24 protein-coding genes, 1 tRNA gene and 1 riboswitch are annotated in these 26,147 nt (G+C 67.4%); of the genes, 20 read left to right on the plus strand and 5 right to left on the minus strand.

Annotation, left to right across the window (positions count from 1 at the left end):
• The first annotated feature begins 404 nt into the window (after positions 1-404).
• The 6 genes from VMT40_RS07355 (at position 405) to VMT40_RS07380 (ending at position 5,146) form a co-directional block, all read left to right on the plus strand.
• Positions 405-884, plus strand: coding sequence for a PPOX class F420-dependent oxidoreductase (locus tag VMT40_RS07355; RefSeq protein WP_326357236.1), 480 nt, complete (start codon positions 405-407; stop codon positions 882-884).
• Between the two features lie 37 nt (positions 885-921).
• Positions 922-1,314 carry a hypothetical protein gene (locus tag VMT40_RS07360; protein ID WP_326357237.1) on the plus strand — a complete coding sequence of 131 codons (393 nt, stop codon included), beginning with the start codon at positions 922-924 and terminating at the stop codon, positions 1,312-1,314.
• 86 nt (positions 1,315-1,400) lie between these two features.
• The gene (locus tag VMT40_RS07365; protein ID WP_326357238.1) at positions 1,401-1,727 is read left to right on the plus strand and encodes a type VII secretion target; all 327 of its coding nucleotides are present in this window, start codon (positions 1,401-1,403) and stop codon (positions 1,725-1,727) included.
• Between the two features lie 3 nt (positions 1,728-1,730).
• Entirely contained in the window at positions 1,731-4,073 is a 2,343-nt protein-coding gene (locus VMT40_RS07370) for a TPR repeat region-containing protein (RefSeq protein WP_326357239.1), read from the plus strand.
• A complete protein-coding gene (locus VMT40_RS07375; RefSeq protein ID WP_326357240.1) occupies positions 4,070-4,912 on the plus strand; it encodes a hypothetical protein in 843 nt (280 codons plus the stop codon). Before VMT40_RS07370 ends, VMT40_RS07375 begins: the two co-directional genes overlap by 4 nt.
• 33 nt (positions 4,913-4,945) lie before the next feature.
• Positions 4,946-5,146 (plus strand): hypothetical protein, encoded by a 201-nt coding sequence (locus VMT40_RS07380; RefSeq protein ID WP_326357241.1) that lies wholly within the window; start codon positions 4,946-4,948, stop codon positions 5,144-5,146.
• Between the two features lie 487 nt (positions 5,147-5,633).
• Here the strand turns inward: VMT40_RS07380 and VMT40_RS07385 are convergent, their stop codons facing one another.
• Complete coding sequence (locus VMT40_RS07385) at positions 5,634-5,987, minus strand: VOC family protein (protein WP_326357242.1); 354 nt, start codon at positions 5,985-5,987, stop codon at positions 5,634-5,636.
• Between the two features lie 101 nt (positions 5,988-6,088).
• Between VMT40_RS07385 and VMT40_RS07390 the strand changes: the two genes are divergently transcribed.
• Positions 6,089-6,835 carry a DUF3658 domain-containing protein gene (locus VMT40_RS07390; RefSeq protein ID WP_326357243.1) on the plus strand — a complete coding sequence of 249 codons (747 nt, stop codon included), beginning with the start codon at positions 6,089-6,091 and terminating at the stop codon, positions 6,833-6,835.
• 60 nt (positions 6,836-6,895) lie between these two features.
• Here the strand turns inward: VMT40_RS07390 and VMT40_RS07395 are convergent, their stop codons facing one another.
• Entirely contained in the window at positions 6,896-7,123 is a 228-nt protein-coding gene (locus tag VMT40_RS07395) for a hypothetical protein (protein WP_326357244.1), read from the minus strand.
• Between the two features lie 562 nt (positions 7,124-7,685).
• Here VMT40_RS07395 and VMT40_RS07400 point away from each other — a divergent pair.
• From VMT40_RS07400 to VMT40_RS07410, 3 genes are all read left to right on the plus strand, one after another.
• Complete coding sequence (locus VMT40_RS07400; protein WP_326357245.1) at positions 7,686-8,585, plus strand: helix-turn-helix domain-containing protein; 900 nt, start codon at positions 7,686-7,688, stop codon at positions 8,583-8,585.
• Positions 8,582-8,776, plus strand: a complete 195-nt coding sequence (locus tag VMT40_RS07405) for a DUF397 domain-containing protein (RefSeq protein WP_326357246.1) — start codon at positions 8,582-8,584, stop codon at positions 8,774-8,776. Before VMT40_RS07400 ends, VMT40_RS07405 begins: the two co-directional genes overlap by 4 nt.
• 79 nt (positions 8,777-8,855) lie before the next feature.
• Positions 8,856-8,918, plus strand: a riboswitch (guanidine-III (ykkC-III) riboswitch).
• A gap of 9 nt (positions 8,919-8,927) precedes the next feature.
• Entirely contained in the window at positions 8,928-9,242 is a 315-nt protein-coding gene (locus VMT40_RS07410) for a DMT family transporter (RefSeq protein ID WP_326357247.1), read from the plus strand.
• Between the two features lie 3 nt (positions 9,243-9,245).
• Here VMT40_RS07410 and VMT40_RS07415 read toward each other — a convergent pair whose 3' ends face one another.
• Positions 9,246-9,902, minus strand: a complete 657-nt coding sequence (locus tag VMT40_RS07415; protein ID WP_326357248.1) for a hypothetical protein — start codon at positions 9,900-9,902, stop codon at positions 9,246-9,248.
• A gap of 544 nt (positions 9,903-10,446) precedes the next feature.
• Between VMT40_RS07415 and VMT40_RS07420 the strand changes: the two genes are divergently transcribed.
• From VMT40_RS07420 to VMT40_RS07460, 9 genes are all read left to right on the plus strand, one after another.
• Positions 10,447-11,733, plus strand: coding sequence for a hypothetical protein (locus VMT40_RS07420; RefSeq protein ID WP_326357249.1), 1,287 nt, complete (start codon positions 10,447-10,449; stop codon positions 11,731-11,733).
• 2,005 nt (positions 11,734-13,738) lie between these two features.
• On the plus strand, positions 13,739-14,350 hold the full coding sequence (locus tag VMT40_RS07425) for a hypothetical protein (protein WP_326357250.1): 612 nt from the start codon (positions 13,739-13,741) through the stop codon (positions 14,348-14,350).
• 4 nt (positions 14,351-14,354) lie between these two features.
• Complete coding sequence (locus VMT40_RS07430; protein WP_326357251.1) at positions 14,355-16,058, plus strand: hypothetical protein; 1,704 nt, start codon at positions 14,355-14,357, stop codon at positions 16,056-16,058.
• Positions 16,055-16,765, plus strand: coding sequence for a hypothetical protein (locus VMT40_RS07435; protein WP_326357252.1), 711 nt, complete (start codon positions 16,055-16,057; stop codon positions 16,763-16,765). Before VMT40_RS07430 ends, VMT40_RS07435 begins: the two co-directional genes overlap by 4 nt.
• Positions 16,766-16,782: 17 nt before the next feature.
• On the plus strand, positions 16,783-18,438 hold the full coding sequence (locus VMT40_RS07440) for a cutinase family protein (protein ID WP_326357253.1): 1,656 nt from the start codon (positions 16,783-16,785) through the stop codon (positions 18,436-18,438).
• Positions 18,435-19,799: a hypothetical protein gene (locus tag VMT40_RS07445; RefSeq protein ID WP_326357254.1), complete on the plus strand. Its 1,365-nt coding sequence runs from the start codon at positions 18,435-18,437 to the stop codon at positions 19,797-19,799. Before VMT40_RS07440 ends, VMT40_RS07445 begins: the two co-directional genes overlap by 4 nt.
• Before the next feature lie 259 nt (positions 19,800-20,058).
• Positions 20,059-20,131, plus strand: a tRNA-Gly gene (locus VMT40_RS07450).
• 114 nt (positions 20,132-20,245) lie between these two features.
• Positions 20,246-20,548 carry a hypothetical protein gene (locus VMT40_RS07455; protein WP_326358515.1) on the plus strand — a complete coding sequence of 101 codons (303 nt, stop codon included), beginning with the start codon at positions 20,246-20,248 and terminating at the stop codon, positions 20,546-20,548.
• Positions 20,549-20,763: 215 nt separating this feature from the next.
• The gene (locus VMT40_RS07460; RefSeq protein ID WP_326357255.1) at positions 20,764-21,888 is read left to right on the plus strand and encodes a hypothetical protein; all 1,125 of its coding nucleotides are present in this window, start codon (positions 20,764-20,766) and stop codon (positions 21,886-21,888) included.
• A 206-nt stretch (positions 21,889-22,094) separates the two neighbouring features.
• Here the strand turns inward: VMT40_RS07460 and rox are convergent, their stop codons facing one another.
• Positions 22,095-23,522, minus strand: a complete 1,428-nt coding sequence (rox, locus tag VMT40_RS07465) for a rifampin monooxygenase (protein ID WP_326358516.1) — start codon at positions 23,520-23,522, stop codon at positions 22,095-22,097.
• A 167-nt stretch (positions 23,523-23,689) separates the two neighbouring features.
• Positions 23,690-24,685, minus strand: coding sequence for a hypothetical protein (locus tag VMT40_RS07470; RefSeq protein ID WP_326357256.1), 996 nt, complete (start codon positions 24,683-24,685; stop codon positions 23,690-23,692).
• A gap of 221 nt (positions 24,686-24,906) precedes the next feature.
• Between VMT40_RS07470 and VMT40_RS07475 the strand changes: the two genes are divergently transcribed.
• On the plus strand, positions 24,907-26,139 hold the full coding sequence (locus tag VMT40_RS07475; protein ID WP_326357257.1) for an MFS transporter: 1,233 nt from the start codon (positions 24,907-24,909) through the stop codon (positions 26,137-26,139).
• The last annotated feature ends 8 nt before the right edge of the window (positions 26,140-26,147 follow it).

The raw sequence follows: 26,147 nt of genomic DNA on the forward strand, positions 1-26,147 counted from the left end.
CCGCCTCCACACCGACCAAGCCCCCGCACCGACGATATGCCGCCGACCACGACAACAACAGCGCCCCACAGATTTCGGCAGCTCAGAACACTGGGACCGTTATGCGATCAGTTGGATAACACGCACTGAGACAGCCGTCGTAGTACTCGTTGTGCAGATATTGCCCGGCGGGACTGGGCTTGGCCTCGGTCGGCGCGGCTCCGAAGACCAATGCCGTGCAAAGCGTGGAGAGCAGCCCCGCCATCACCGTCGATCTGTGCGTCACCGTGACAGCCTGCGCCGACGACATTTCAATCCTCTTACAGTCGTGGATTCGAGCGGCGCGCAACGATATTCGACCGGGACCGTACCGGCTGACGTATCGTGGTTGCGGGCCACGACATGCGGTGCCGGAGGTGGTAATCGTGGGCATCCTGGCGAAGTTCGGTACCCGGATGAATCTGGTGTACGACAGTCTGCGGGATCGGCGTGCGTTCGAGCTCACCGAATCCTCCGCGGTGGCAGGTGATTTCGAAGGCCTGCGCGGCCATCGCCACGCGGTGCTGGTGACGTTCCGGCGCAGCGGCGAGCCGGTCCCCTCACCGGTGTGGTTCGGGCTCGATGACAAGGGCATCGCCTACATCTTCACCGAGCGAAACTCGGGCAAGGTCAAGCGCATTCGGAACAATCCGCACGCGCTCATAGCCCCCTGCAATGTGCGCGGGCGGCCGCTCGGTCCGGCCATGCGGGCCACGGCGCGGGTGCTGGACGAATCCGAATGGCCGCACGCGGAGCAGGCGCGCAATTCCCTCTACCGCCTGATACCTCGCCTGTACGACCGGATCTTCTTCGGTGCCGTCCCCGAGGAGACCGTGTATCTGGAGCTCAGCCCGCGCGAGTCCTGACCGCGGGTTCTCGAATTCGATCGGAAAGAGGCCGTCGATGGTCGCCCTCCCCTGGTCCGCCGGACTCTACAAGCCCGCCGACGGAACCGAACTCCATGTGCTCACCAGCAACCTGCCGCTCAACCGTTTCCGAGACGTCCCCCGATTCCTGATGTGGACCATGCGGATTCGCACGCAGTTGAAGACCGCCGAGGGCTGCGCCGGTTACACGCTGGACGCCCAGCCGTTCGTGAAGACCTTCTGGACCCTGTCCGCCTGGTCCGACAAGCAGGCCATGGAGAAGTTCGTCCACAGCGGTGTGCACGCGAGAATGCTGGAGGACATGAAGGGCCGCTTGGGCGACCCACACTTCGCCGATTCCACGGCGACCCCCGCCGATCTCCCTCTCTCCTGGGCTGACGCCCACGCCCGCATCAAGCGAATCTCCTGACCCGCTCTGGTATCGTTCGGTCCCGACTGATCGTGCTGTGGCGCGAAATGCGTTGCAGGTGAGGCGAATCTGAGCAGGGGGCCTGCATGGAGGTGTCGCCGCAGGAACTGCGGGACGCGGCGAGCACCATCGACGGAATCGCCGACGCGGTGGGGAAACTCGCGACCTTCGCCGCGCCGTTCACGGCCTCGGGGCTCTTGGGTTCCCTGGGTTCGGGCATGGCGGGCTCCGCCACGGCGGCCCAACTCGACCGGATCGAGGCGGTGCGATCCAAGGCGATGGGCGTGGTCGAGGGGCGATATCAGGAGATCGCCGGGCTGCTGCGCACCTCCGCCGACACCTATCACGGCACCGACGAAGACGCGGCCGCGCGGTTCGCGGCACTGGGTGACCTGAATACCGGGGAGCGGTGACTCATGGCCGTACCCAGCAAGTCCACGGTGTTGAACTGGATCGTCGACCTCGGCTACCTCGCGCCGACAATCGAATCGATCGCCAAAGGCATCCGAGACAACGCGTCGACGATGTACAAGACCATCGACGGCCTGAACTGGTCCGGCAAAGGACGAGTCGGTGCGGACGGCCGCGCCGAGCGGGAACGCCAGCAGATGGGTGTGCTCGCCGACGCCTTCGACGAGCTCGCGACCGCGTGCCGGAATGGTCAGGCGCGGTTGGAGCCCATGGTCACCTCGGCCCGGCAGACGGTCGCCGTGCTGACCGGTGACGGCTATCAGGTGGCCGAGAACTGGTATGTCACCGACAAATACAACTATCCGGCTGCGCTGGTGCTGGCGCGCGGGAATCAACAGCAGACGGATCAAATCAACCAACTGCAAACCGACCGGTCGAACGAGGCGGCGAACCAGACCGTCGCCCTGCAACGGTTGGCGGCCGACATCGGGATCGCCGATGACGAAGTGGCGACCGCGATCAGCACGGCATTGGCCGCCATCGAACAGCTCTCGCCCGCCTCGGCCGGACTGAATCCCATACTCGCACAACACGATCTGGATGCCTGGAAGAGCGGAAAGTCGACCCCCGATCAGCTCGAGCGACTGCGCCTGGCCACCCAGCTCACCCCCGACCAACTCCAGGATCTCCTCAACGGCAAGGCCGTGAACCTGCCGCAGGAGCGCTACGACTACCTGCGCGGCCTCCTGCGCGGCATGGACAGCATGAGCGTGTCCGACCTCGCGCAACTCGGCGACAAGCTGCCGCCGGACCAGCAGGGCACACTGAAAACCGGCGTGGTCGACGCCATGCAATTGATGTCCAACCCGCAGATCGAAACCGTCGGCGACGGCACTGTCGAGGACCGCGGCGGCATGATCCAACTGCCCACCCAGGTGCGAAACCTGTTGCAGGAGAACCCCGTCCGCCGCAGCGAGAAGTACGGTTCGAGCGAGTTCATCGGCAACTTCATCGACGTCCCCCACGAAGCCGACTTCGCCACCTTCGTGGACCTACTCGGCAAGGGCACCCCCGCCCTCGCCCAGGGCAGCGATCTCGACCGCGGACTCCTCAAACAGGGCGCGGAAATCGCCGGTGCCAGCGCCGTCAACCTGGTCCCGGACCCCAAGCCGCACAGCGTGACCGACCTGGCCGACCGCATGCTGGCCCGCGCGGGCAGCGACCGCCTGGCCGTCCACGACCTGCTGTACGGCACCAATATGCAGTGCACCGTCACCGAGGGCGGCCACTACGACGCCCCCTCCCACGTCGCCGACATCATCGGCCGCGACTGGCACGGGCACGAGGACGGCGTCACGAAGGTCATCCAGACCGCGGGCCAATACAGCATGTCGACCGACCCGACGCTGAATCGGCAAGCGGGAGAATCCGCCTGGGCCCTGGCGAGCTACGCCAGCACCCATAGCAATGACTTGCTCCACCTCGACGGCGGCGACTACTCGATCGGACGGGTGAACCCGGACATGACCAAGGCGCTCGGGCAGACCTTGGCCACGTATATTCCCACTATGGTCGGCGTCCCCTCAGACATGTTCGGCGCTCACGGGTTCGGTGAAATCGACCCGGCGAATGTCAAGAACGTCTTCGCCGTCATCGATTCCAACAAGGACGCCGCCGTCGACTTCAACCGCGCGGCGTACGTGACGATCGCACAGATGAACCAGTCCTTCGGCATCCACGGTGGCACCGACTACGCGCTCGGTGAATGGGCCGGACGAATCGACGCCGCCGCCCAATCGGGAATGCAGCTCGAACTCGACGGCCGGAAACTGGATCAAGCCACTCAGCTGAAGTACGAGCAAACCATCTTCGACTCGGTCAAGGACATCGCCGCGTTCGGAGGCAAGCACATCCCACGCATCGCCGGAGCCGGGCTCGGCGAATCCCTCACCATGCCACTGGGCTTCACCCTCAGCGACTTCACCGAACTCGGCGTCAAGGTCGCGGCTCCCGAGGTGAAGAACTGGCTGTTCGGCGCGGTACCCGAACTCGGTCCGACCGCGGATCTGGACGGATACGGCAGCCAGGCCAAACGCTTCTACAACATTCTCGAGGGCATGACGCTGGTGCCGGATCATCCGGAGTACTCACAGGATCCGAACCTCAGACGGTACTTCGACGGAGAGGGCAAACTGCTGTCGTTCGAAACAATCGAGAAGCTCGATGGGACACCCGAATCCAGCCTCCCGAAATTCAAGGAAAGCATGAAGAAGTTCCTTCCCGGGCTGCTTGCCTTCGAGAACGGTTGGGACAACGGGCACAGCCAATCCGAACAGCATCCGCGATGAACACCTCCCTGCCTCACAGAACCTTGCGGCGGCTCGCGGTGACCGGGGTCCTGGTTGCCACGCTTGCTGCCTGCACAACGAGTGCGCCGACATATCGTTTACTCGATCGGCTGCAATTCAACTTCCGCTGGTCCGCCGAGCACGGCATCAACTTGACCTCGGACGCCTCGATCATCGCGCGTGCCTACATGGAGTCAGCGTTCATCTCCTACCGCACAGATCCAACCGGCAATCCATGGCCGACGCCGAACAAATTCTCCTATCCGGGCTACGAGCACGCGTCACCCGAACGAGGCAGTAGCAATATGAGGCTCGACGGGATGTCGATGGCACTCTATGAGCCCGCGGACACTCGAACCGTGGGCACCTTCTACGCCCAACTGCTGGAATTGACTTCGGACACGAACCCGCAGACCTGGCATGCCACGATGTGCGTCTGGGTCGATGGACTGGATGTGAAGTCGGACCACCCGGGCGACGACCCCTTCGGCGATCGATACCGGCCCTTCGTGAACGTCGGCAGCGGGGACAATTTCACCGGAACCGGTCGTACCGTTCGACTGACCATGCAGCCACCGTCGACCGGACGACCCACCCGTAACTCCGCAGGCGAAGGCCCGGCACGATATCCGAGCAACGATGTGTTCGGCGATTGGAAGGTCACCGATGCGAAGATGACGGATTCGGGAACAGACTTCCCCGGCGAACCGAACCTCTGCGCCGACCGCCCCGATAACCCGGTTCCCACCGCATTACGCGCCCGTGACTCCAGAAAGAGCTCGGATACTCCAGCCCCCACGCTCGACCCCTACCCTGGCTGGCCCGCGAGCAAAACGTAAGCCTCCCAGTAATTCACCGATCCGGAGCGCGCTATGAGCTGGTTGGACCTGCCCAAGGAGATCAGAGCCGCGCTGTCGAAACCCCTTGGCGTACCGGCCGATCCACCCGACCTCGGCGACCTGAACGACCCCGCCGATCCGCCTTTCACCCCGGTCCCGGCCTATACGAACGCGATCAGCTTCGAAGACTGGAAGCGCGAACGCGAATGGACGATTCTCGCTCCCCCGTGGTGATCCGCGGCAGCGGCCCCGAAGTTGATCATGGGCCTATTCCTGCACAATCCCACCGGAATTGGCAGGAAACTGCCCGCTGGGAGCGATTTGTGCACGAATCGGCCCATTCAACCCAACGAATCCGCCCCCGTAACAACCGATTCCCGCCTTGCGACAGACCCTTGAGGGCTCCGGCGCGGTAGGGAGCGGAACATGCCTGACATCTCCGGATCATTGGCACGATCGGCGCGCCAGCGATGGTTACCGCTCCTACGACCCCTCGCCGGTGTCATGGCAATGGTTGCGTTTATCCTCGTCGGCATCGAGTTCATCTCAGGCCAGTACGCCCCCGTCTCCGACGGCCGCTTTCGTCTGGTATTCCCGGTGGTGATCAAGCCCCTGCCGCAGGCATCCCCGCCGACTCCGGCTCCGGCCAGCGGTCCCGCCGCTCCGCCGAAAATGAGTCCGGCCGAAGTTCCGGCCGGGGCGGCCGATCGGCACACGACACTCATGTTCCCGCGATCTCGATGACGAAGATCGAGTTCCCGTTCGGATCGACGAACGGAGCCTTTCGGCCCGCCGCACCGTCCGGACCAACCAGCATGAACGGGCCGGGATGCAGTCCCCGCGAACCGATTTCGGCCACGGCGGTCTCCAGGTCCGGCACGGCGATGTTGACCAGCGCGTGTCCGGCCCGTTCGGGATCGACCACGATGTAGACGAATGCGGTGTCGGCGAGCTGCCACATCGCCTCGGTCCCCGGAGTGACCACGACATCGGCGGCCCGCCCGAACAGGCGGGAGTACCAGTCGTCGGCGACCGCGAAATCGGTCACGGCCAGGCCGAAGAACAAGGAGTTCATGGCTAAGACTCTAGGGATTGTCTCGGCCGGAATCGGGGGTGATCGGGAATTGGGGGTAAACCCGGAGGCGGGGGTCGGCTAACCGTGGGCACACTGGCTGAATGACGACATTGCACCTGGTTGGCGGCCCGTCGGCGGGTGAGGTGGTGTGCGCGGTGCTCGATGACAGCGACCGTGCCGCCGATTCCATCGAGTGGTTTCCCGACAATTTGAACTCCGGACCATTGGAGCCCGACGATTACGCCGCCCGCGTCGAATGGTGGAGCTGGCACGACGACATGGTCCGGACGGAATTCCCCGAGTTCGATCCCACCCGGGTGGGCACCCTGCCCGACCTCATGGCGGCCTTCTGGGCACGCGCCGAACAGGCCGATCATCTGGTGGTCTGGTACGGCCGCGACAATGCCCAGGAGTCGGCGATGTTCCACGAAATCTGCCACAGGCTGCCCGACCGTCCGCTCGATGTGGTCGAGGTCCCCGTAGCGGTCCCGTTCTATTCACCCCACGAACTGGCCTACTACGCGACTCGCGCCCGCCCGATCACCGACGCCGAACGAACCCGGGTCCACGAGACCTGGCAGCGGCTTCGACAGGAGAACGAGACATTCCGAGTCGTCGAGGACGGCAACCTGGTCTCCGCCCCCGCCGACCACTACGACAAGGCACTGCTCTACCACGTACGCCCGGAGTGGACCCCCCTCGCCCGAGCCATAGCCCCCGTCATGGCCGGAATGAAAGCCGATGACGCAATCCTGAAATGGCGAATGAAATCCCTGATCGAGTCCGGATCAGTCCTCGCCGACGGCAGTCCCTGGCTATCCCGCCGAACAAAAGTCAAACGCCCATAACTCCTTTCGTCGGAGATCGAGAGGCCGGTCGTCAGGGGATGAGGGGGCGTCGAGGGAAGGTCAGTTGGCGAAGCGGCGGGATTTGGTGGCTAGGGCGGCTCGACCTCGCGGGGTGATGCGGTAGCGGCCGCGAGGGCGGCTGGGGGTGATGAGACCGCGGGATTCGAGGTGGGAGAGGGCATTTCGGGTGCGCCAGCTGGTGAGGGTGGCATTGCGGGCGATTTGGGGAGCGGTGAGGGTGTGGTCGGGGTGGAGGGCGGCGAGGACCGCGATTTCGGCTGGGGTCATGGGGATCACCTCGGAGGGGTCGCGTGAGGGCGGCCGATCGAATGGAGTCACGGGCAGGAGATCTCGAGGCTGAAAGCGGTCAGAGACCTCAGGATCATCGTCGTGGGGCGGCGCGGTGGCAGCCGGGTGGGATGGAGTCGCGAGCAGGAGATCTCGCGGCGGCAAGCGGTCAGGGCCATCGGGATCACCTTGGTGGGGCGGCTCGGTGTCGGCCGGTGGGATGGGTTGGCGAGCAGGGGATTTCGAGGTGGCCGCCGGTGAATAGGGACAGGCGGAGGGACTCGCGAGTCGACTCGTGGCCGATTCGGTAGGAATCCCAGCAGGTTCGAGCGATCACGACGGTGCAGAGCACGATGATGGACAGCAGCGCCCATGCGTCCCAGGGCATTTCAGGCTCCCTTTTGCGAATTGTTCGGTGAAATTCGGTGTGGCGCGCCGAATCCCAGTAGACACCGAGCGACCCGAATTGACACCATCAAAGGGTGGATTCACGTTCAATTCGTTGGAGTTCCACGGTGGACCGTTCCGTGAAATGCAATCCCCAGATAGCGAGGCTAACGAAATGGTCGGATCTACCATTCCCAAAAGGGCATTCGGTCGATTTCTGCGCGGGCTCCGCGAACATGCCGGGGTCACACTTCTGACGGCCAGCGTGCGGATAGATACCTCCAAGCAAACCATCCTTCGGCTGGAAGGCGGGCAGCCCACCAAAGTGTCCACGCCAGAACTGGAGTCACTGCTGGACCTCTACGAGGTCACCGCGGCGGTGCGGACAGAGGCGCTGGACCTGTGGCAGGAGGTTCGACGGCAAGACAAGGCGGCCAAGCTCCAAGGCACGTACAAGGGCTGGTGGCATGCATATGCCGATCAGTATCTAGCGCATTTCGACCATTACATGCGCCTGGAGCAGCGGGCCAATCATCTGGCGACACACCAGCTCGCGCTGCTGCACGGCTTGCTGCAAACCCCACGATACCGACGCGAGATCATCGAGGCGACCGAGCCCGGTGTGTCCGAGGTCGACATGGAACGCCGATTGGAACTTGCCGCGCGGCGGCAGAAACGGCTCGCCGACAAAGAGTTCCGATTCGAGGCACTGCTGTCGGAGGCCGCGCTGCGACATCGACTCGGCGATCCGGCGACCATGCACGACCAGCTGCGGCACCTCACCGAGATAGGTTGCCAGGAGAACGTTTCGATCCGTGTCGTGCCGTTTGGCGTCAACATGCGCATCGGTGTCGCCTTCCAGTCGTTCACGTTGCTCGAATTCCCGCACCTGGCAATCAATTTGATCGAGCCACCGGTCATCTACGTGGAGGGCACCGAGGGCGCGCTGTACCTCGAACAACAATCGGTCATTGCCCGTTTCCGGCAGGCGCTGAACGGTATTCAGCAGGTAGCTTTGAGTGAAGACGACTCCAGGGATCTGGTGTCGACGATCGCGAAGGAGTACAGCGCGTGATCAATGATCTGTCCGGTGCCCAGTGGTTCAAGTCCTCGAGGTCTGCCAATGCCTCGGAGTGCGTCGAGGTCGCCTTCATAGGGAACGCGCGCTCCGTGGGTGTGCGTGATTCCAAGGATCCGGCGGGGCCGGTGCTCGTGTTCTCGGGCGAGCAGTGGGATCGATTCCTCGAGAGCGGCATCTGGCGGTGACCGGGTGATCTCGGTGGGTGGAGGCCGAGATCACCGCGCGGGAATTTGCCCTGGTCGCTGGGAGTTTGCCATCGTGTAGGTAGTCCCCGAGCGGGGGCCCGGACGAGGGAGCCGTACCCGGTGTGCGACAAGACGGCCTTCGGAGGTTGTCATGTCGTGGCTGGTACTGGTCGTGTCCGGGGTTTTCGAGGCGGTGTGGGCCACCGCGCTCGGGAAGTCCGAGGGGTTCTCCAAGCTGGGGCCGAGCGTGGTGTTCGGCGTCGCACTCGTCGCGAGCATGGGCGGGTTGGCCTATGCCATGCGGGGGCTGCCGGTCGGGACCGCGTACGCGGTGTGGGTGGGGATCGGAGCCGTGTTGACCGTCGTCTACTCCATGGCCACGGGCGGGGCGGCCGTGAGTGCGGTCAAGCTGTTGCTGCTCGGCGGGATCGTGGCGTGCGTGATCGGGTTGAAGCTGGTCGGGTAGAGACTATTTGGGTGCTTCCAGTTTGACGGTGTCGGCGGGGATGGCGGATACCGATTGGACGGTTTGGATTTTGGCGGCGGGGTCGGGGAGGAGGAGTCGCCAATCCTCGGAGACCCAGAGCACGGTTTCGGCGGTCGCGGTGATGCTGGCGTCGGAGTACGTGGAGTAGACGGTGAGGTCGGCGCGGTCGGGGGTGTAGTTGGTGATCTTGTAGGCGGTGATGTGCGGGGCGACCGTCGGGTTGGCGGGGGCGGTCAGGGAGATCTGGGCGCGGGCCAGGACCCACGAGTCCTTGGCGGGGCCGGGGATCAGGGAGATCGCCGCGATCTGCGGCCAGACGCCGTCGGGGGCCAGCGACAGTCGGGTGCTGTGGTTGATCGCCGCCAGGGCCGCGCCCTGCGGGGTGTGGGAGTAGCCCGCGGCGGTGGTGCCGAGTTTGCTGGGACCGTCGTAATCGCCGATCGGGAGTTGCACGCCCTGATAGTTCTCCCAGTGCACGTCCGACGGGGCTCGCGCCGGGTCTACCTGCGTGGTCTTGGTCGTCGAGGCGCTGTGATCGCTGCCGCCGCAGGCCGCGAGCGTCAGGGCGCAGGCCGAGACGACCAGGGTCATTGCCGCGGCGGCGAATGTTTGCGCATGGTGTGCTGACTTGGCGCGCATGGGGTTTCCTTCGGAGGCACCGGGGTGCGGTCGAGAAGTGTTGCGGTGGCGCGGGATCGAAAATCGCGAGGGGGCGGGAACGAGTATTGCGTGATGCGGGATCGAATGTCGCGGTGGAGTGGAATCGAGTTTCGCTGATCGCGCGGGGATTGATTTCGCGGCGGCGCGGGATCAAGTTTGCGGTGGCGCGGGATCGGGCTTGCGATGGTGCGGGATCTGGCATTGCGGTGGCGCAGGATCAGGGATTGCGGTGGCGCGGGATCAGGGATTGCCCGGGTGGGGGCGGTTGACCCTACGAGTCATAGTCGGTTGGGTTTAACAGTTGATAACTCCTGTCACGGATCCGGTTGTGGGGACTGGCGATCCGGGTAAGATCTGGTCCGAAACATGATCATCGCAGGTGGTGGGGTTTCATGATGGATCATCGGAGCGCAGTTCCGGTGGGCCGCCTGTGTTGTGAGCCGGTGGTGTGGAATGCCATGGCAGCCGGGGGATTCGGGCTTCGCGCCCGGTGTTGTCCGTTCGGGGAATGGGAATTGGGGACATGAAGACCACACGAACGTCGCTCCTGTTGTCGATGCTGCCCATTGCGCTGGTCGCAGGCCAAGGGGTGGCCGCCGCGGCCCCGGGCCAACCCGGCCTGGCGGTGCCCGGCGACGGTCAACCCGGCCTGAGCACCCAGCCCAACCAGCCACCCGCGAATTCCGCACCGAGCCCGGCGGATTGGATTCCCGACCCGCCCGTCGCTCCCCCGAACCGGCCGCGGCCCAAGCAGCAGACCACGCCGCAGCAGGACACGATCATCCAGCCGCAGACGTCGCCCAAGGTGACGCCGACGGAACCGGAGGCCACGCAGGATCAGCCCGCGGCGAATGCGCCCGAGGTGATGCCCGCTGATCCGCACCAGCTACGTGTGGGCACCGGTCAGGTCGAACTACCCGACTTCATCGACACCAAGACGCGGGATAAGGCCCAGGCGTATCTCGACATGGCGGAGTGGCAGATCGCGGCCGCTTACGACCGAATGGGCTTCTCGCGAGACGAGTCCGACCGAATGGCGGCTTCGAGCTCGATGGGTGCCCTGCTCGGCGCGGGCACGGTCGGTGTTGCCGCACCAGCCGTTTTGGCACCGATCGGGTGCGGAGTCGGCGCAGTAGTCGGTGCGCTCGCGGGAGCGGCGATCGCTGGCGTTCCGACCGCTGGCGTCGGCGCGCCTGCAGGCGCGATCGTCGGTGGAATCGCTGGCTGCGTCGGCGGTGGTTCTTTGGGTGGCATGCTCAGCGTCCCGTTGGTTGTCGGCGGCGGCGCTCTCGCGGCACTCGGCGCGGGCGCGCTGAGTGGCGGCGATGCCACCAAGCCCGCGCCCGCGATGCCCACGGCTCTCGTCGATACCGCTGCGCAGGTGCCGCTTTCGAGTCCGGGGGTTCCCGGCGTGACGCCTGCGGTGCAGCCGGTGGCGGACTTCTTGAATCTGCCGGGGGTGCCCGCGCCGGTCGCGCAGGTGGCCGCGCCCGTGGTGCAGCAGGTTGCCGCGGTGGTGGATCAGCAGGCTCAGGTCGTGGCTCCGGCGGTCGAGCAGGTGGCCGCCACGGTGGGACAGCAGGTCGCCCCGGTGGTGGAGGCGGCCGCGCCGGTGGTCGAGCAGGCCGTCACAACCATGGGTCAGCAGGTGAGCGCCGCGGTCGGCCCGCAAGCCGCGCCCCTCGTCGACCAGGTGACGGAAGCGGTGAACACCCAGGTGGATTCATTCCGCACCGCGGTGGCCCAAATGCCCGCCCTAACCCCCGACGCCTTCCTCGCCGCCCTCCAACCCGCCGCCCCGGGCGCCTGACCGGAACACCACGGGTGCCGCCGTGACCACAAACGACAACCCCACCCCCCTATCCCCCGACTTCACCCGCCTAACCCCGACCCCAACTCCGCCCAACACCAACCCCACCAAGCCCAACACCGAATCAGCCCCGCCTGCGGCCGAATCCGCCGAGGCCAGCCCCAAATCGCGCCCAGCTGCGGGTGACCCCGCCGAAGCCACCGCCAAATCGCACCCGGCTGCGGGCGAGCGCGCCGAGGCCAATGTCGGATCGAGCCCGGCCGCAGCACAACCCGCAGCGGCCAGCGCCGAAACAAGCGGGACCTCGGTCGAGCCTACGAACGCCGCCACCACGCTCGGCTCAACCGCAGCGGCACACACGGGCGGCACTACCCACACCGACCCGGCCCCTGCGGAAACCGCTTCCAAATCAGGCCCGTCCGCCGACCAACCCCCCGCCGCCCGTGCCGAATCGGGCTCGGCCACGACCAAATCCGCCGCCACCGCCAAGCCGCGTCCGACCGCGGCCACCTCCGAGGCGCGCCCAGCCGCTGCCGAATCCGCGACCCGTGGTCAATCAAGCTCGGCCACGACCAGATCCGCCACCACCGGCATCGAGCCAAGTCCGGCCCCCGCCGGTTCCGAGGCAGGTTCGACCGCTGCCGACTCCGCAGCCGGTGGTCGATCAGGGTCGGCCACCACTGGATCCGCGGCCATTGGGGGCGCATCGAATTCGGCTCGCCTCACCGGCGACACCACCCGCACCGGGTCCGACACCACACGCACCGGGTCCGACACCATCCGAACCGGGTCCGGCAGCGCCCGAGCCGGGTCAGGCAGCACCCGGCTGACGGGCGACAATCCGCGACTCGGATTGGGCCCGACCCGCCTGACCGGCGAGCCCAACTCGCCCAAACCCGCCACGGTCCGCCTCACCGGCGACAACCCCCGCACCGGATCAACCACCCGCCGCCTCACCGGCGAGTCCGGTCTCCCCAAGCCCGGCGCAACCCACCGAAGCGGCAACCCCACCCGACCCGCAGCCACCACCCCATCTACCGAATCCACCTCACCGCGTGCCGAATCCATATCGGATCAGGCCAAACCCACCCCGCCCCACCCCAACTCGACCTCGATCCCGGCCGAACCAACCTCCATTCCGGCCGAACCAACCCCAGCCCGGCCCGATTCAGCCTCGCCGCGACCCGATTCACCCTCGCCACGCGCCGAATCGACCCCGACCCGTCCCGGCCCAACTCCGCCTTACGCCGAGACTTCCCCGGTCCGTTCCAAGTCGGCCTCGACTCACGCCACACCTACTCCGGCCAGTCCGAGGTCCGCTTCGACTCACGCCGAAAGTTCCCCAGCTCGTCCCGGATCGGCTTCCACCGACACCGAATCGACCTCGGCTCGTCCCGGATCGGCTGCCGCCCACGCCGAATCGAATCCGGCTCGTCCCGGGTCCGGTACAGCCCGCGCCGAATCAGGTCAGGGCCGTGCCGAGACTTCACCGGACCTCGCCGGGTCGTCGGCGCGGCGCGTCGAATCGGGCCAGGATCGCACTGGGTCATCGGCGGACCGCACTCGATCAGCGGCGGACCGGTTCGGATCTGGCTCGGCCAGTGCCGGATCGGGCTCGGGGGGTTCCGAATTCGCTCGTGAGCGGTTCGGGGATGGGGCGGATCGGGTCGGAGGTGGCTCGGGTTGGCGGGAGTCCGCGTCGTTCCGGGCTGAAATCGGTGGGGCGGCGGGCGAATCGGGGGGTCGGCGGTTCGAGCCGGAGGGGGCGGGGTCGCGGGCGCGGGCCTGGCGGGAGGACATCGATGTTGCCGGGGCGCGGCCGGGGGTGCGGCGTGAAGGGGGCGGGCGGCCGCCGATGCCTGCGCTCGCGCCATCGGGGGCGGGGGTGGTGCCCGCAGCGGAGGCGGAAAGTACGGAGCCCGGGTGGGCTTCGTGGCTGACCGAAGGCGGTGCGCCGGCGCCGAGCGGTCCGCGGCGGGAAGCCGGGGCCAGCCCTTACGACCTGATGGCCGAGGATCCGATGGCCGCGCTGGTGGTCGAGGCGCGGCGGCGGGCGGTGCAGACGCAGCGGCGGATTCGGATTCGCCAGCGCGCCCTCGCGATTGCTGGAGTGTCGCTGACTCTGGTGATCGTGGCTGTCGTGGCATGGCTGACCCTCACGCCCGGGGATTCCGGCGCGCCGCAGGCCATTCCGACCACCACGGCGAGCGCCGCCACCACGCCCGCGAACCAGCCCGGACTGGTGGCCTGGTGCCAGGAGCGCAATACCCCCGAACGAGTCAGCGGAGCCAGCGCGGGCGACCTCGGCAGCGGCCCCGGCATCATCATGCGCCTCGAATACGCCTGGTACGTCCAGCGCGACGCCAACGCGGTGCGAGCCCTGCTCGCCCCCGACGCCCGCGTCGCCCCGGAACAGGCCACCCGCGACGCCATCGCCGCCACCCCCTCCGGCACCCAGCACTGCGTGACCATCACCGGCGCGGACCCCGACCACTGGAACGTCACCGTCGACGAGAAACACCCCGACGGCTCCCAAACCTCCTGGCAACAGGTCATCACCACCGCCGTCCGCGACGGCCAGCTCCGCATCACCGCCATCGTCGCCGGAAGCCGGTAACCCCATGGTCGACCTCGACGACCGGCTCCGCCCCCCGCACCCCGGCCCACCCCACCCCAACCCACCTCACCCGAGCGCGGGCGCGGGCGCGGGCGCAACCCAACCCGCCCCCGCCGAACCACACGGCTCCCCAACACCCCACCGCGACTTCTGGTTCCGCCCGGACGCCACCGCCCAGCAGCCCAACCCTGCACCCCCACAGCCGAACTCCGCCGCTCCCGCAGACCCGTCCACGCCGCCGATGTGGCAGCCACCCACCCCCGCGCCGCCTCTAGACACACCCCACCAACCCCACACAGCCGAACAAACCGAGGCCGCCCGCCGAGCCGCCGCCGAAGCATGGCAGGCCGCATTGGCAGCTCAGCGCCCCGCCCCAACCCCCACGCCACCCAACCCCGCTACCGCGCAAGCCGATCCAGCCTCACCACACCACGTCGCCGCACAACTACCGAATCCCGCAGCCGCGCAACCCCACCCGCCAGCACAGAACGATTCCCCGCCCCAGCGACCCAATAGTGCGGCAGCGGGCGAGGTCAACGCCGCCGGGGCGCAGTCCAGTCGGGCAGCGCAGGGCACCCCGGCTACGCGACAGCCCAACCCGGGCGGGCTGCAGGCCACACCCGTCGCGCAGCAGACACCCGTCGCGGCGCGACCTAGCACACCAGCGGCGCTGCCGACTGATCCGGCGGCGCAGCGGATTGGACCCGTTGCGCAGCAGACCAATCCCGTAGCGCGGCGTGGGATTCCAGTCGAGCGGCAGGCGGACTCGGCGGGGATGTCGGCGGAAGCCGGTGCGGAAGTAGAGGGTGGAGTGGGGCGGTCGGGTGAGGTGGTGGCGCGGTTGTTGGAGGCGGTGCGGGTGAGTGAGGGTGTGGGGGAAGGGGATTCGGGGGGTAGTGAGTTGTGGCAGCCTGCGCCTGCGGGGTCGCCGACGGATGCGGTGCCGTTGCGGGGTGGGCAGGGGCGGCTGGTGCGGGCGGCGGTGCCGTCGGTGTTGGTGCTCGGGGGGTCGGGGTCGTCGGGGGCCACGACCACCGCGTTGGGGTTGGCCGCGGCGGCGGCTGTGGACAGTGATGGGGAGATTTGGCCGGTTGTCGTCGATGCGACGCTCGGGGGTGGGGATGTGGCGTTGCGGGGGTGTGATGCGGCCGCGCCGGTGAGCACGCTTCAGAAGTGGTTGGGGACCGCGTATCCGGGGCTCGCGTCCAGCGTGGGGGCTTGTTCGGGGCAGACGTCCACCGGGGTGCGGGTGCTGGCGCGAACGCCGGATCCATTGCCGCGCAGGGAATCTCTGGTATCGGTGGCTCGGCATCTCGAAACCGCCGGGCTCCTGGGGATTTTCGATGCCGGAGCACCCGTCACGAGTCGGTTGGCCGCGCCCTTGCTGTCCGATCCTCGTGTCGGGCTGGTGATCACCGTGGCCGCGCGGCCGGACGCCATCAACCGGCTGCAACCCGCGCTGGCGTGGCTGGACGAGAGCTTCAGCGAGTTCGTGGTCGGCGACGCCGTAATCGTGCTCACCGAGCAGGTGCCCGGCTCCGCAGCGGCCGTGATGGATCACGTTCGGACGCACCTGGGTTCGTGGGTGCGGGACGTGCTGCAGATTCCATTCGACATTCACCTCGCGAGCGGCGGAACCATTTCGTGGCATCGCCTAGCCGCCGAGACCCGGGACGCCTACCTCGCTCTCTTGGGGGCGTTGCGATGACCATCGAACTATCGCGCCCCTATGGGGTAGATCCCGGCCGAGAGCACCGGCAGTCCATGCCTGTCGCCTCGGCGGGGCAGGCCGCGCCCGTCATGCAGCCGGTGCCGATGTGGCATCGGGCCGTACCGAATCGGCCCGCCAGACCGCCACTCGTGTGGCTGGTCGGCGTACACGGGGGTGCCGGGGTCAGCAGTCTGGCCGCCAGTTTGAGTTGGGCGGGGGATGCCGGGCAGCGGTGGCCCGCGCGGATCGGGCTCAGCGGGGATATGGATTCGCCGCTGGTCGTCCTGGTCGGGCGCAGTCATTTGCGCGGTGTCAACGCCCTGCATCGCGCCCTGCTGGCGCATCAGGCGCAAGCCACGCCGGTGGGCAGCACGGTGGTCGGGGTGCTCACGGTGGCGGACGCCGCACGGCCACTGCCGATTCCGGTCGCGCAGCGGCGCGAGGAAATGGAGGGACTGGCCCTCGCTCTGGGCGCCCGCACCTGGCGGCTCGGCTGGCTCGAGCAATGGCGGGCCCTCGAACCCTACGAAATGGCGGAATGGGATCCCGCCGCCGGACACACCCCGATGGACGACGGTGATCCCACTCGCACTCCCCCGCAACCGGTTCGGCTCCTGGCCGAACAGATCCTCACCGCGGCACGCATTGCCGGGGCGCGGATCACCGAACGCGCGCAGCACGGCGCGGAATCAGCCGATCCCTGATCTGAACGAGGTGCGACGTGCATCGAAACCCGCTGCCCACCATAGGATTCCGCAGCTCGTCACTACTGACGGCGGTCGTCTGCGTCCTCGCCATGGCCGCCGCCGGGGTGGCCCGCGGCGGACCGCCGGACACCACCGTGCCCATCGACAAATGCCCGGCCCTGTTCGCCCTCGGCATCCAGGGCACCGGCGAATCCTCCCCCGACGCCGCCGTCACCACCGACACCGGCATGCTGTCGGAGGTATTCCGCCCCATGATGGCCGCCGCCAGCGATCCCGGGCTGGTCGATCGCGCGTACGTGCCGTACGAGGCGTCGTTCGGCGGGGCGACCTCGGCCAGCACCGTCACCTACACCAAGTCCGTGGACGAGGGGCTGGACCGGCTGCGGTCCATGGCCAAACAGGTCGTCGACCGGTGCCCCAGTTCGCGATTGGCGATCGCCGGGTACTCGCAGGGCGCGCACGTGGCCTCGCAGTTCGCCCAGGAGGTCGGCGCGGGCAAGGGCACGGTGTCGGCCGAGAAGGTCGCGGCCGTAGCGCTTTTCGGTGATCCCAACCGCAATGCCAACGCGCCGCTGTTCCCCGGCAAGCCGGATCAGAAGCTGCCCACGGCCGCACCCGGCACCGACGGCAAGGCGGTGTCGGGGCTCGGCGATCCGCCCGCCACCAAGACCGCGTCCGGGGCCGGAATCGCGCCCGACAGCGCTACTTTGGAGAACTTCGGGTCGCTGGTCGGGCGGGTCGCGGAATTCTGCACCGAGGGCGATCTGGCCTGCGATACGCCCGTCGGCGCGCCGCTGGTGCGGACGGTCGCCAATATCGCCGGGCAGGTGGAGCTTTCGGCCGGTGACCCGATCGGGTCGCTGAAGTCGATCGCGGAGGCGCTGGCCTACACCTCGATCAAGACCGTCACCTCGGTGGTGAACAATGACGTGTCGGGGACTTCGATCGCGGATCTGTCGTATCAGCCGCAGAAGTCGATCTCCCAGCGCATCGCCGACGCCTCGAATCCCAATACCCAGGTCGATATCCCGGGCGCGTTCCAGGCGCTGCTCAAGGTCGGGACCATTGCCATCAATTCCATTGTGGCCGTGGTGAAGGACATTCTGACGCCCGCCAATATCGCCGAGATCGCCACCGCCGGACTCGCCAATCCCATTGCCGGACTGGCGGTCTTCGGCGGGAAGCTGCTCGGGGCGGTCACCAACCTGGTGCCGCCGACCACGATCAGCAGATTGGTCACCCAGTCGTTCTCGGCGGTCACCCAGAACATCACCGACAACAAGGATCTGCTCGACGTCACCACCTGGGTGCGGTACTGGGACACCGCCCAGAAGCACGACTACACCCACGCGCAGGGCGCGGGCTTCGGCGAAAGCCCGACCGACTGGGTCGGCCAGTGGTTCGCCGCCGTAGCCCACGACCTCTCCGGAGCCGCCCAATCCGGCGGCACCCCCCTCGGCGGCAGCGACAAGCCCAGCGTCGGAATGGATTTCGCGGGCACCTCCACCGCTCCCACCTCCACCCCACCCAACAACCAATTCCCCCTCGGCGGCTCCGACCCCACCACCTCCCCCACCCCTACCTCCGGCACACCCCTCTTCGGCACCAGCTCACCCCCGACGTCCGGCGCACCCCTGATCCCCAACCTCAGCCCCCAGGCCACGCCATGAGCACCACCGAATCCAACTCGCGGACAACAGAACCACCGCCACCGACACCCGGCGGCGCGTACACAGGCACCTGGTCGGACTGGATCACCGGCACCCCCGCACCGAGGCGGGACACGAATCCCGAAGACTACGACAACGATTACTACGACGACTACTACGAGAGCGGCGAATACCCCCGAGCCCGGGAACACTACGAGCCCATCGAATACGACGAAGACGACCTCGACGAAGACGCCTACGAACCCCAACCCACCGGCCGCCACGCACACCAGCCCCGCCCGGGCAACGGCGATGACTACGAGCCCCAGGCCCGCACTACCGACGACTACGGGTCGAGATCGTGGTCGGACGGAGACCAACAGCCCGATCCCCGCTCGGGCGAGAGGTACGAGACTGGCCACCGCCCAGATGATTCCGAGGTTCGGAGTCGCGCGGTCGGCGGCTACGAATCCGAGTCGGGCGGTGGCTACGAGTCCGGGTCTCGGGCGGCCGGTGGCGTCGAGTCTGGGCATCGGGCGGGCGGTGACGCGCAGCACATGCGGACTGCGGGGAATCCGCCGCGGGGGCGGAGGTATCGGTCGCCGCGGGCTTTGAGTGCGTATGACGTGTTGCGGGAGCGGGCGTCGTTCGATCCGGGCGGGCAGTCGAAGCGGGCGGATCGGCTCGATCCGCCGCCCGGGTATCCGACCGAGCGGCGGCCGCTCAAGCGGGCACCCAAGCCGACCCCGGCGCGGGAACGGTTGGGGTTGTCGCTGGATCTCGGAGGGCGGCAGTGGGTCGTTCCGCTGCTGGGGTTGCTGGCAGTGCTGGCGGTTTCCGCGGCCATCGCGGTGCAGATCGCCAAGGTCACCGGCGACCACACGCCCTCGAAACCGCATGTCGCCACCCCGCCGGTCGCCGCACCGCAGGCCCCGACCGCCACCACCGCCCCGACCGCCTCCGGCTTCGCCCAACCGGCGGCCGGTCCCGCCGACCTGTGCCCCAATGAGACGAAGGGCAGCACCGTCCGCGGCAACGGCCCCGGCAGCACCAAGTCCGGCCCGGATGTCATTCTCGCCCTACAGAATCGCTACTACGTCGACCGCTCCGGCAAGTCCGTCCGCGAGATGTTCGCCCCCGACGCCGCCGCCCCCACCGCCGACCAAATCCAAGCCGGAATCGACACCATCCCCGTAGGCACGACCTACTGCGTCCAAATCATGCCCGGCCCCTTCGACGGCCAACACATCATGGTCGTCACCGAACACCACCCCGACGCCACCACCCGCACCTGGTCCCCCCAACTGGTCATCACCACCAAACAGGGCGACGCCACCCTCATCTCCGCCATAGTCCCCGTCAACGAAGACACCCCCAAGTAGCCCCCAACCCCACGAGCATGCAATCCAGCAGGCATCGCCCGACTAACCCCCTGCAGAATTGCATGCTCGTCGGCGCAACGACCAGGCTGCGGGAGGCACACCCGACCACCTCTCGGTTCGTGCCTCGCTGCCACCGGCAGCGAGGCACGAGAGCTGCGGGAGTTGCCGAGAGTTGCCAGGCGTTTTGGTGAAGTGGGTGGGGGTGGGCTAATGTTCTCTCTCGCAGCCGGACGGGCCGACAAGCCCTGAGGGATGCGATGCGGATGTAGCGCAGCTGGTAGCGCATCACCTTGCCAAGGTGAGGGTCGCGGGTTCGAATCCCGTCATCCGCTCAACACAATTTCGGGTCTTCCATCCAATGGCTTCGAGAGTTGTTCTCGCGCAGTAGATCTCGCGCACATCCCGGGCATGTCGCCAGCATTTCGCGGTACCTTTTCGTGGTGACCATGTTGCTCAGCGCCTTCCACGACACTGTGCTTTCCCAGATCGACAGTGGGGTACTCGCCCAGCTCGGTAATCCCACGCCGGAGACCCCGCCGGTCGCCGACAAGCTGCTCAAGCTCGTCCGATACTTCACCTGGTTCGTCCTGCTGTCCGGTGTGCTGGGCATTACCTACGCGGGCGGTCGGTTCGCGTGGGAGAAATGGTCCGGCGGCGGGCTGGCCTCGCCGAAGATGGTCGCGGGCGCGATGATCGGCGGCATCATCGCCACCAGCGCGGGCACCATCATGAACGCCGTCATCGGCTGAGCGACCCTTGCCAACCCGCGCCGGTCCGGCACCCGAATCCGGGCGGCGCGGACCACATCCGCGCGCGTGACACGGGAAGTGTCGGTGGGCGCGGTTAGGCTCGTCGAACAGACTGGCGAAGACGGGTAGGGGCCGCCTTGACGACGAGCGATACACCCACGACGGCGACTCGGGAACCGAGGCGCGGGGCACCGGGCGAAGACCCGGGTGACGGGGTGGATTTCGGGCTGGAACAGGTCAATGAGGTGCTGGCCGGGATGGTCGGCGAGGTGGCCGCGGATCGGCCGCGGGATGCGGAATTGATGACCTGTCGGCTCGGGCTGGATGGGGAGAGCCCGGAGACATTGATGCTGATGGGGGCGCGGTTCGGGGTGTCGCGGGACCGGGCGCGGCAGTTGTATACCCGGGCCGTCGGGACGATGCTGCGGCAGGTGCTGGCCACCGGGGAACCGGATCTTGGCGTCTTCGCCCAGCGGTATCCGGTCGGGTGGGGTGATGAGCGGCTCGTTCGGACGCTGCTCGCGGAAACCTATGCGACGGACGGGGATATCGCGGCGCAGGACTGGGCGTATCTCAAGCTGCGGCTGGCAGGGCACGACCTGCAGGACTCGAAACGGTTGGCGGGGTTCGTGTTTCAGCGAATCGCGGGGTGGCAGCAGAAGGGACGCTGGCATCTGATGCCCAACGCGCAACCGGAAGAGGTGCCCGACGACGTCTGGAACCCGTGGCTGAAGCGCGTCGAATGGGGTTCCGGCACCCCCGCCGACATGCCGACGCTCCCGGCCGGTCGGCTCGACTACGACGATGACGGCCGCGGCCACATGTACTCCGAAAAGCTCGGCCGCGAAATAACTTTCGACACCGCACTCCAGGCGCGACTGTTCCGCCTGCTGGACGGCAGCAGCCGCGTCGAAACGTTCCGCGAACTCCCCGCCGCCGTCACCTACGACATCGACGGCATCGAACGCACCCACTACCCCACCGCCGCAGCCCGTTTCACCGACGGCCGCACCGCCCTCATCGACGTCCTCCCCCCAACCCACACCGCCCTCCACGTCCACCGCACCCGAGCCCGCGCCGCCCGCGCCTACGCCCACGCCCACGGCTGGGGCTGGCTCACCTGGACCGGCAGCCGCCACACCGTCGCGGATCTGATGACGCGCCCGGTCAACGCCCGCCACGAGTCGACCCTCACGAACCGCCTCGCCACCACCCCCCTCACCTGGCCCGAGTTCAACACCCTCCGCGCCGACCTCACCCCCCTCGACCTAGCCGCCCTGGTCCTCCGCCACAACTGGCGCTGGGACCGAGGCCCGTTCCGCCTCTCCCCCGGAAACTGACCGCGCACCTTCGCCGAGGCGGCGGCGACCCGCGCGGCAGACAGAGCCGCCCAGGCAGGCACAGCCGTACGGGGCGGGCAGTGCCGTATGCGAGGCAACAAGATCAGGGAGTTCTCAGCGAGGGATTTTGTCCGGTTCGCCGCCGTGAGAGCTCCCTGATCTTGATCACCTCACACGTGGCGGGCGGTGCGAGGTGGCTGGGTGGATCAGGGGGTGGGGGTGCCGAACCAGCGGGTCAGGGCTGTGTTCAGAGAGGGTTGGTCGGAGCCTAGCCAGGCGATGTGGCCGTCGGGGCGGAGGAGCAGGGCCGGGGTGTCGAGTTCCTCGCTGACATCGACGACGTGGTCGACTCGGTCGGACCAACCGGCGGTCGAGAGGGTGCCGGTTTGGTCGAGGAGTAGGCCTCGGCCCTGGTGCATGAGTTCGTAGAGGCGGCCCTTCTTCAGAGGGATGTCGCGTTGGCGGCGGCCGAGGGCGTCGGGGCCGTCGCCGAGGTCGTAGCGGGTGCTGATGGCTATGACCTTTTCGGTGAGGTGCTTTTTCACCTCGGGGAAGGTCATGAGTTCGGTGAGGAGGCGGCGGATGGATTGGGGGCCGGGGTTGGGGAGGGAGAGTTCGGTTTGGGCTCGGGTGTTGTTGAGGACGTCCTCGGCCCAGGGGCGGCGTTCGGCCTCGTAGGAGTCCAGGAGATCGGTTGGGGCCCAGCCGTTTACCGCGGCGGCCAGTTTCCAGCCGAGGTTGAAGGCGTCCTGGACGCCCAGGTTGAGGCCCTGGCCGCCGACCGGCGGGTGGATGTGGGCGGCGTCGCCCGCCAGGAAGACGCGGTCCACACGGTAGTGGTCGGCCAAGCGGGTGGCGTCGCCGAAACGGCTGAGCCAGCGGGGGGAATGCATGCCGAAGTCGGTGCCCGCGATGGCCTGGAACTGGCGGCGGAGATCCTCGAGGGTCGGCGGGACGCGGGGGTCGTCGGCCAGGCCGTCGGCGGGTGCGCCCACGCGGAAGACGGTGCCGCCCAAGGGAACCGCGCCGAAACGACGGTGGGTCTTGTGCAGTTCCATGACCGCGGCGATCACCTCCTCGCGCGGGGCGGTCAATTCGACCTCGCCGAGCAGGGTTTCGATGCGGCTGGGCTCGCCCGGAAAATCGACGCCGATCGCCTTGCGGACGGTGGAGCGGCCGCCGTCACAGCCGACCAGGTAGCGGGAACGCAGAGTAGTGCCGTCGGACAGGTCGGCCGTGACACCGTTCGCATCCTGGGTCAGACCGACCAGTTCGACGCCGCGCCGGAACTCGGTGCCGAGCTCGAGCGCGTGCTCGGCCAACAGGCGATCGGTGATCGGCTGCTGCAAACCCAGCACGAATGGGAAGCTGGTATCGAGGGTGATCGGGGTGTCGGTGTGGATACCGGCAAAGAACCCACCGGTCGGATATTGCGTGCCGAGCTCCAGGAAACGCTCGGCGATGCCGCGCTGATCCAGGATCTCGATGGTGCGGGCATGCATGCCCATCGCCTTCACGACCTTCGTCGGTTCGGCATCGCGCTCGATCACAACGGTCTGCACGCCCTGCAGGCGCAATTCGCAAGCCAGCATCAGACCGGTCGGCCCAGCACCAACAATGATCACATCGAACATGAAGCCACCCATCGTCGAAGTTGCCATCGGTCAGCCCATGCGAAAACGCTATTTTCGCAGGTACTGACCTCCGGCCGACGATTGTGCGGCACATAGGGGGTCTTGCCGCAAGCCCCTCACTGCGTTATACGTTAAAGAGGGGAGGAAATTCGGAGTCTTCCGATCACTTACTTCAGCACCAATCCGGCGCAGATGAACGTCACGATCACCAGCACCGCGAACCAGGTGATCAGCTGCCAATGCAGAATAGCGGCCCGCTGGCTGGCCACCGTCAATCGCAGCGTCGCGTCCACGCGGTTGTGGTCGGCGATCTTGCGCTTCGTCTGAGCCAGGTCATCCGCCTGCTGTTGGGCGGCGATTTCGGCGCGCTCAAGTCGGTGGGTCATGCGCATCAGTTGCTTCGTCTTGTCGCGGGTTGCCTTGCGGGCCAAGGCGAGAGCGGTGCGCTGGTTCATCAATTCCTGGCGTTGCCGTGCGATGACGGCCGCCTGTGTCCGGGTGTGGCGCTCCCAGTCGGTCACGGTGGCCCATCCTCCCTGGTGCTCGTCGCGGCAGCCGAACGCTATCTGCTCGGTTACCCAGGCCGTCATGAATTCACGCAGTTCCCAGGCGGATTGACGGGATGACACCACGCCGCCCGGGCCGGAGGCGAGCAGGCCGCCGACAATGCGGTAGTCGCAGCCGTCGGCCGCGAAATCGTCGACGCCCACCGCGGGGAGTTGGGCGGTCCAGAAGCCGGGCGGGCAAATCCAGAGCACTTCGCTACAACCGCTGTTCCGTAGTTCCGCGGTGAGCATTCGGGCGCGCGCCAACTCGGGTGGGGCGCTGGAGACCTCGATGGCGCAGACCCGATCGCCCTTGCGCCACAGCACGTCCACGGTGTGCGCGCCGACCTCAGCGTTCACCTGCGCGTCCTCGGCCCCCGCGGCGAGCAGACGGCCACGCAACCAGTACTCGAGCCGCCGCACATCCCAGCCACAATCCGGGCAGTCGGTCTCTCGACATTTCTCCCCCGCCGCGTGACCACCCGAATCCCGCGCCGCGCGACCGCGCGAATCCGACTCGGTCGAATTCCGCACCCCCACCCCCGGTTTCGAGTGCGGATCAGGTTCGGCCAGGGCCACCGCCCGCTCGCGCGGACCCTCGACTCGCCTCGTGCTCACAAGATCACCCCAGCCACCACACTCAAAACCCGGGCCGCTTCCGCCTCATCGGAAACCACCAGCCCGAGCCGTTACTTCCAGAGTGCAGCAGTGCGACCGCCAACCGGCAGGAAAGCGACCACATTCGTTACCCGATCGCGAGCCGCGTGTGATCAAGCGGCGGACGGTTCGTAACCGATGCCCGGGATGCCGGACCGCCTTGCCGCCGCTACTCTTTCGCCATGCTCGACCCGCAACCCCAGAACCGGCCGTCCAGTGCGCTCGCCCCGGCACTGCGCACGGCGCGCGCCGCCAACTCGGTGGCCTTCGCGCTGCAGGGGTTCTTCCTGGCCGTCATCCTCACCGAACTGCCGCAGATGAAGGACCGCTACGAGCTGTCCGACGGGCTGATCGTGGCGATTGTCGCATTGATCTCACTGCTCGCGGGCGTGGGCAGCATTACCGCCGAACGGGTGGCGCTGCGCTGGTCGAGCCGGACCGCGCTGCGCGTCGGGTTGCTGCTGGTCGCGGGCGCGGGCGTGGGGATCGCGTTCGCGCCGAACCGGATCTGCGCGTTCGTGGTGCTGGGTGTTTACGGGATCGCGGTGGGCATGGTGGATGCCGGAACCAATATGCAGGCGGTCTTCATTCAACATGGCTATGGCCGATTCGTTTTGGTGTCGTTCTATGCCGCCTGGAGTGCGGGATCGATTACCGGGGCCTTGTTCGTGTCGGCGTTCGAATGGCTGAAAGTGCCGCTGTGGGCCACGATCCTGACCGCCGCGGCGGTGGTGCTGGCCGGTTGCCTGGCCGCCGGGCAGCGACTGCTCGGCACCGATGAGGCGGAAGCCGGTCCGGCCGAACACGAACCGACCAGCTCGGTGCCGGTGCGGATCTTCCTGATCTTCGGCGTGGTGATCGCACTGGCCTTCGCCATCGACCTCGCGGTCGGCAACTGGTCGGCGCTGTACCTGAAGGACGAACTGCTGTCCTCGCCGTCGACGGCCGCACTGGCGCTGGCCGCCTACCAGGGCGCGTCACTGCTCGGACGACTCACCGGCGACCTGTGGGTGCGCCGGTTCGGCCCGCGCACGGTGGTGCGGACGGCCGCGCTGGTCGGCTCGATCGGCCTGGTGATCGTGGTCGCCGCGCCCGGGCCCGTGGCCGCCATTCTCGGATTCCTGGTCGCCGGAATCGGATTGCCGGTGATCGCGCCGCTGTGCTTCAGCGAGGCCGGGCAACTCACCAGCGGCCGGGATCTGGACGCGCTCATCGCGCGGCTCAATCTCTTCAATTACGCGGGCACGCTGGTCGGTGGCGCGGTGGTCGGGGTGGTCGCCGACGCGGCCAATCTGCGGGCCGGATTCGCCATTCCGCTCGGGTTCGCGGTGGTGTTGATCGGGTTCGCGCGGATCTTCCACACCCGCAATGGGGCACGCCCCTCGCCCGTCGAACCCGCCACCGAGCCTGCTTGACTGGAACG

It is taken from the genome of Nocardia sp. CDC160, from assembly GCF_035818795.1.
Classification (GTDB): Bacteria; Actinomycetota; Actinomycetes; order Mycobacteriales; family Mycobacteriaceae; genus Nocardia.

Bases quoted from the DNA above. Each gene is read 5' to 3' on its own strand.
- VMT40_RS07360 (WP_326357237.1), top strand. From the start codon at position 922: ATGGTCGCCCTCCCCTGGTCCGCCGGACTCTACAAGCCCGCCGACGGA.
- VMT40_RS07365 (WP_326357238.1), top strand. From the start codon at position 1,401: ATGGAGGTGTCGCCGCAGGAACTGCGGGACGCGGCGAGCACCATCGAC.
- VMT40_RS07370 (WP_326357239.1), top strand. From the start codon at position 1,731: ATGGCCGTACCCAGCAAGTCCACGGTGTTGAACTGGATCGTCGACCTC.
- VMT40_RS07375 (WP_326357240.1), top strand. From the start codon at position 4,070: ATGAACACCTCCCTGCCTCACAGAACCTTGCGGCGGCTCGCGGTGACC.
- VMT40_RS07380 (WP_326357241.1), top strand. From the start codon at position 4,946: ATGAGCTGGTTGGACCTGCCCAAGGAGATCAGAGCCGCGCTGTCGAAA.
- VMT40_RS07385 (WP_326357242.1), bottom strand. From the start codon at position 5,987: ATGAACTCCTTGTTCTTCGGCCTGGCCGTGACCGATTTCGCGGTCGCC.
- VMT40_RS07390 (WP_326357243.1), top strand. From the start codon at position 6,089: ATGACGACATTGCACCTGGTTGGCGGCCCGTCGGCGGGTGAGGTGGTG.
- VMT40_RS07395 (WP_326357244.1), bottom strand. From the start codon at position 7,123: ATGACCCCAGCCGAAATCGCGGTCCTCGCCGCCCTCCACCCCGACCAC.
- VMT40_RS07400 (WP_326357245.1), top strand. From the start codon at position 7,686: ATGGTCGGATCTACCATTCCCAAAAGGGCATTCGGTCGATTTCTGCGC.
- VMT40_RS07410 (WP_326357247.1), top strand. From the start codon at position 8,928: ATGTCGTGGCTGGTACTGGTCGTGTCCGGGGTTTTCGAGGCGGTGTGG.
- VMT40_RS07415 (WP_326357248.1), bottom strand. From the start codon at position 9,902: ATGCGCGCCAAGTCAGCACACCATGCGCAAACATTCGCCGCCGCGGCA.
- VMT40_RS07420 (WP_326357249.1), top strand. From the start codon at position 10,447: ATGAAGACCACACGAACGTCGCTCCTGTTGTCGATGCTGCCCATTGCG.
- VMT40_RS07425 (WP_326357250.1), top strand. From the start codon at position 13,739: ATGGCCGAGGATCCGATGGCCGCGCTGGTGGTCGAGGCGCGGCGGCGG.
- VMT40_RS07430 (WP_326357251.1), top strand. From the start codon at position 14,355: ATGGTCGACCTCGACGACCGGCTCCGCCCCCCGCACCCCGGCCCACCC.
- VMT40_RS07435 (WP_326357252.1), top strand. From the start codon at position 16,055: ATGACCATCGAACTATCGCGCCCCTATGGGGTAGATCCCGGCCGAGAG.
- VMT40_RS07445 (WP_326357254.1), top strand. From the start codon at position 18,435: ATGAGCACCACCGAATCCAACTCGCGGACAACAGAACCACCGCCACCG.
- VMT40_RS07455 (WP_326358515.1), top strand. From the start codon at position 20,246: ATGTTGCTCAGCGCCTTCCACGACACTGTGCTTTCCCAGATCGACAGT.
- rox (WP_326358516.1), bottom strand. From the start codon at position 23,522: ATGTTCGATGTGATCATTGTTGGTGCTGGGCCGACCGGTCTGATGCTG.
- VMT40_RS07475 (WP_326357257.1), top strand. From the start codon at position 24,907: ATGCTCGACCCGCAACCCCAGAACCGGCCGTCCAGTGCGCTCGCCCCG.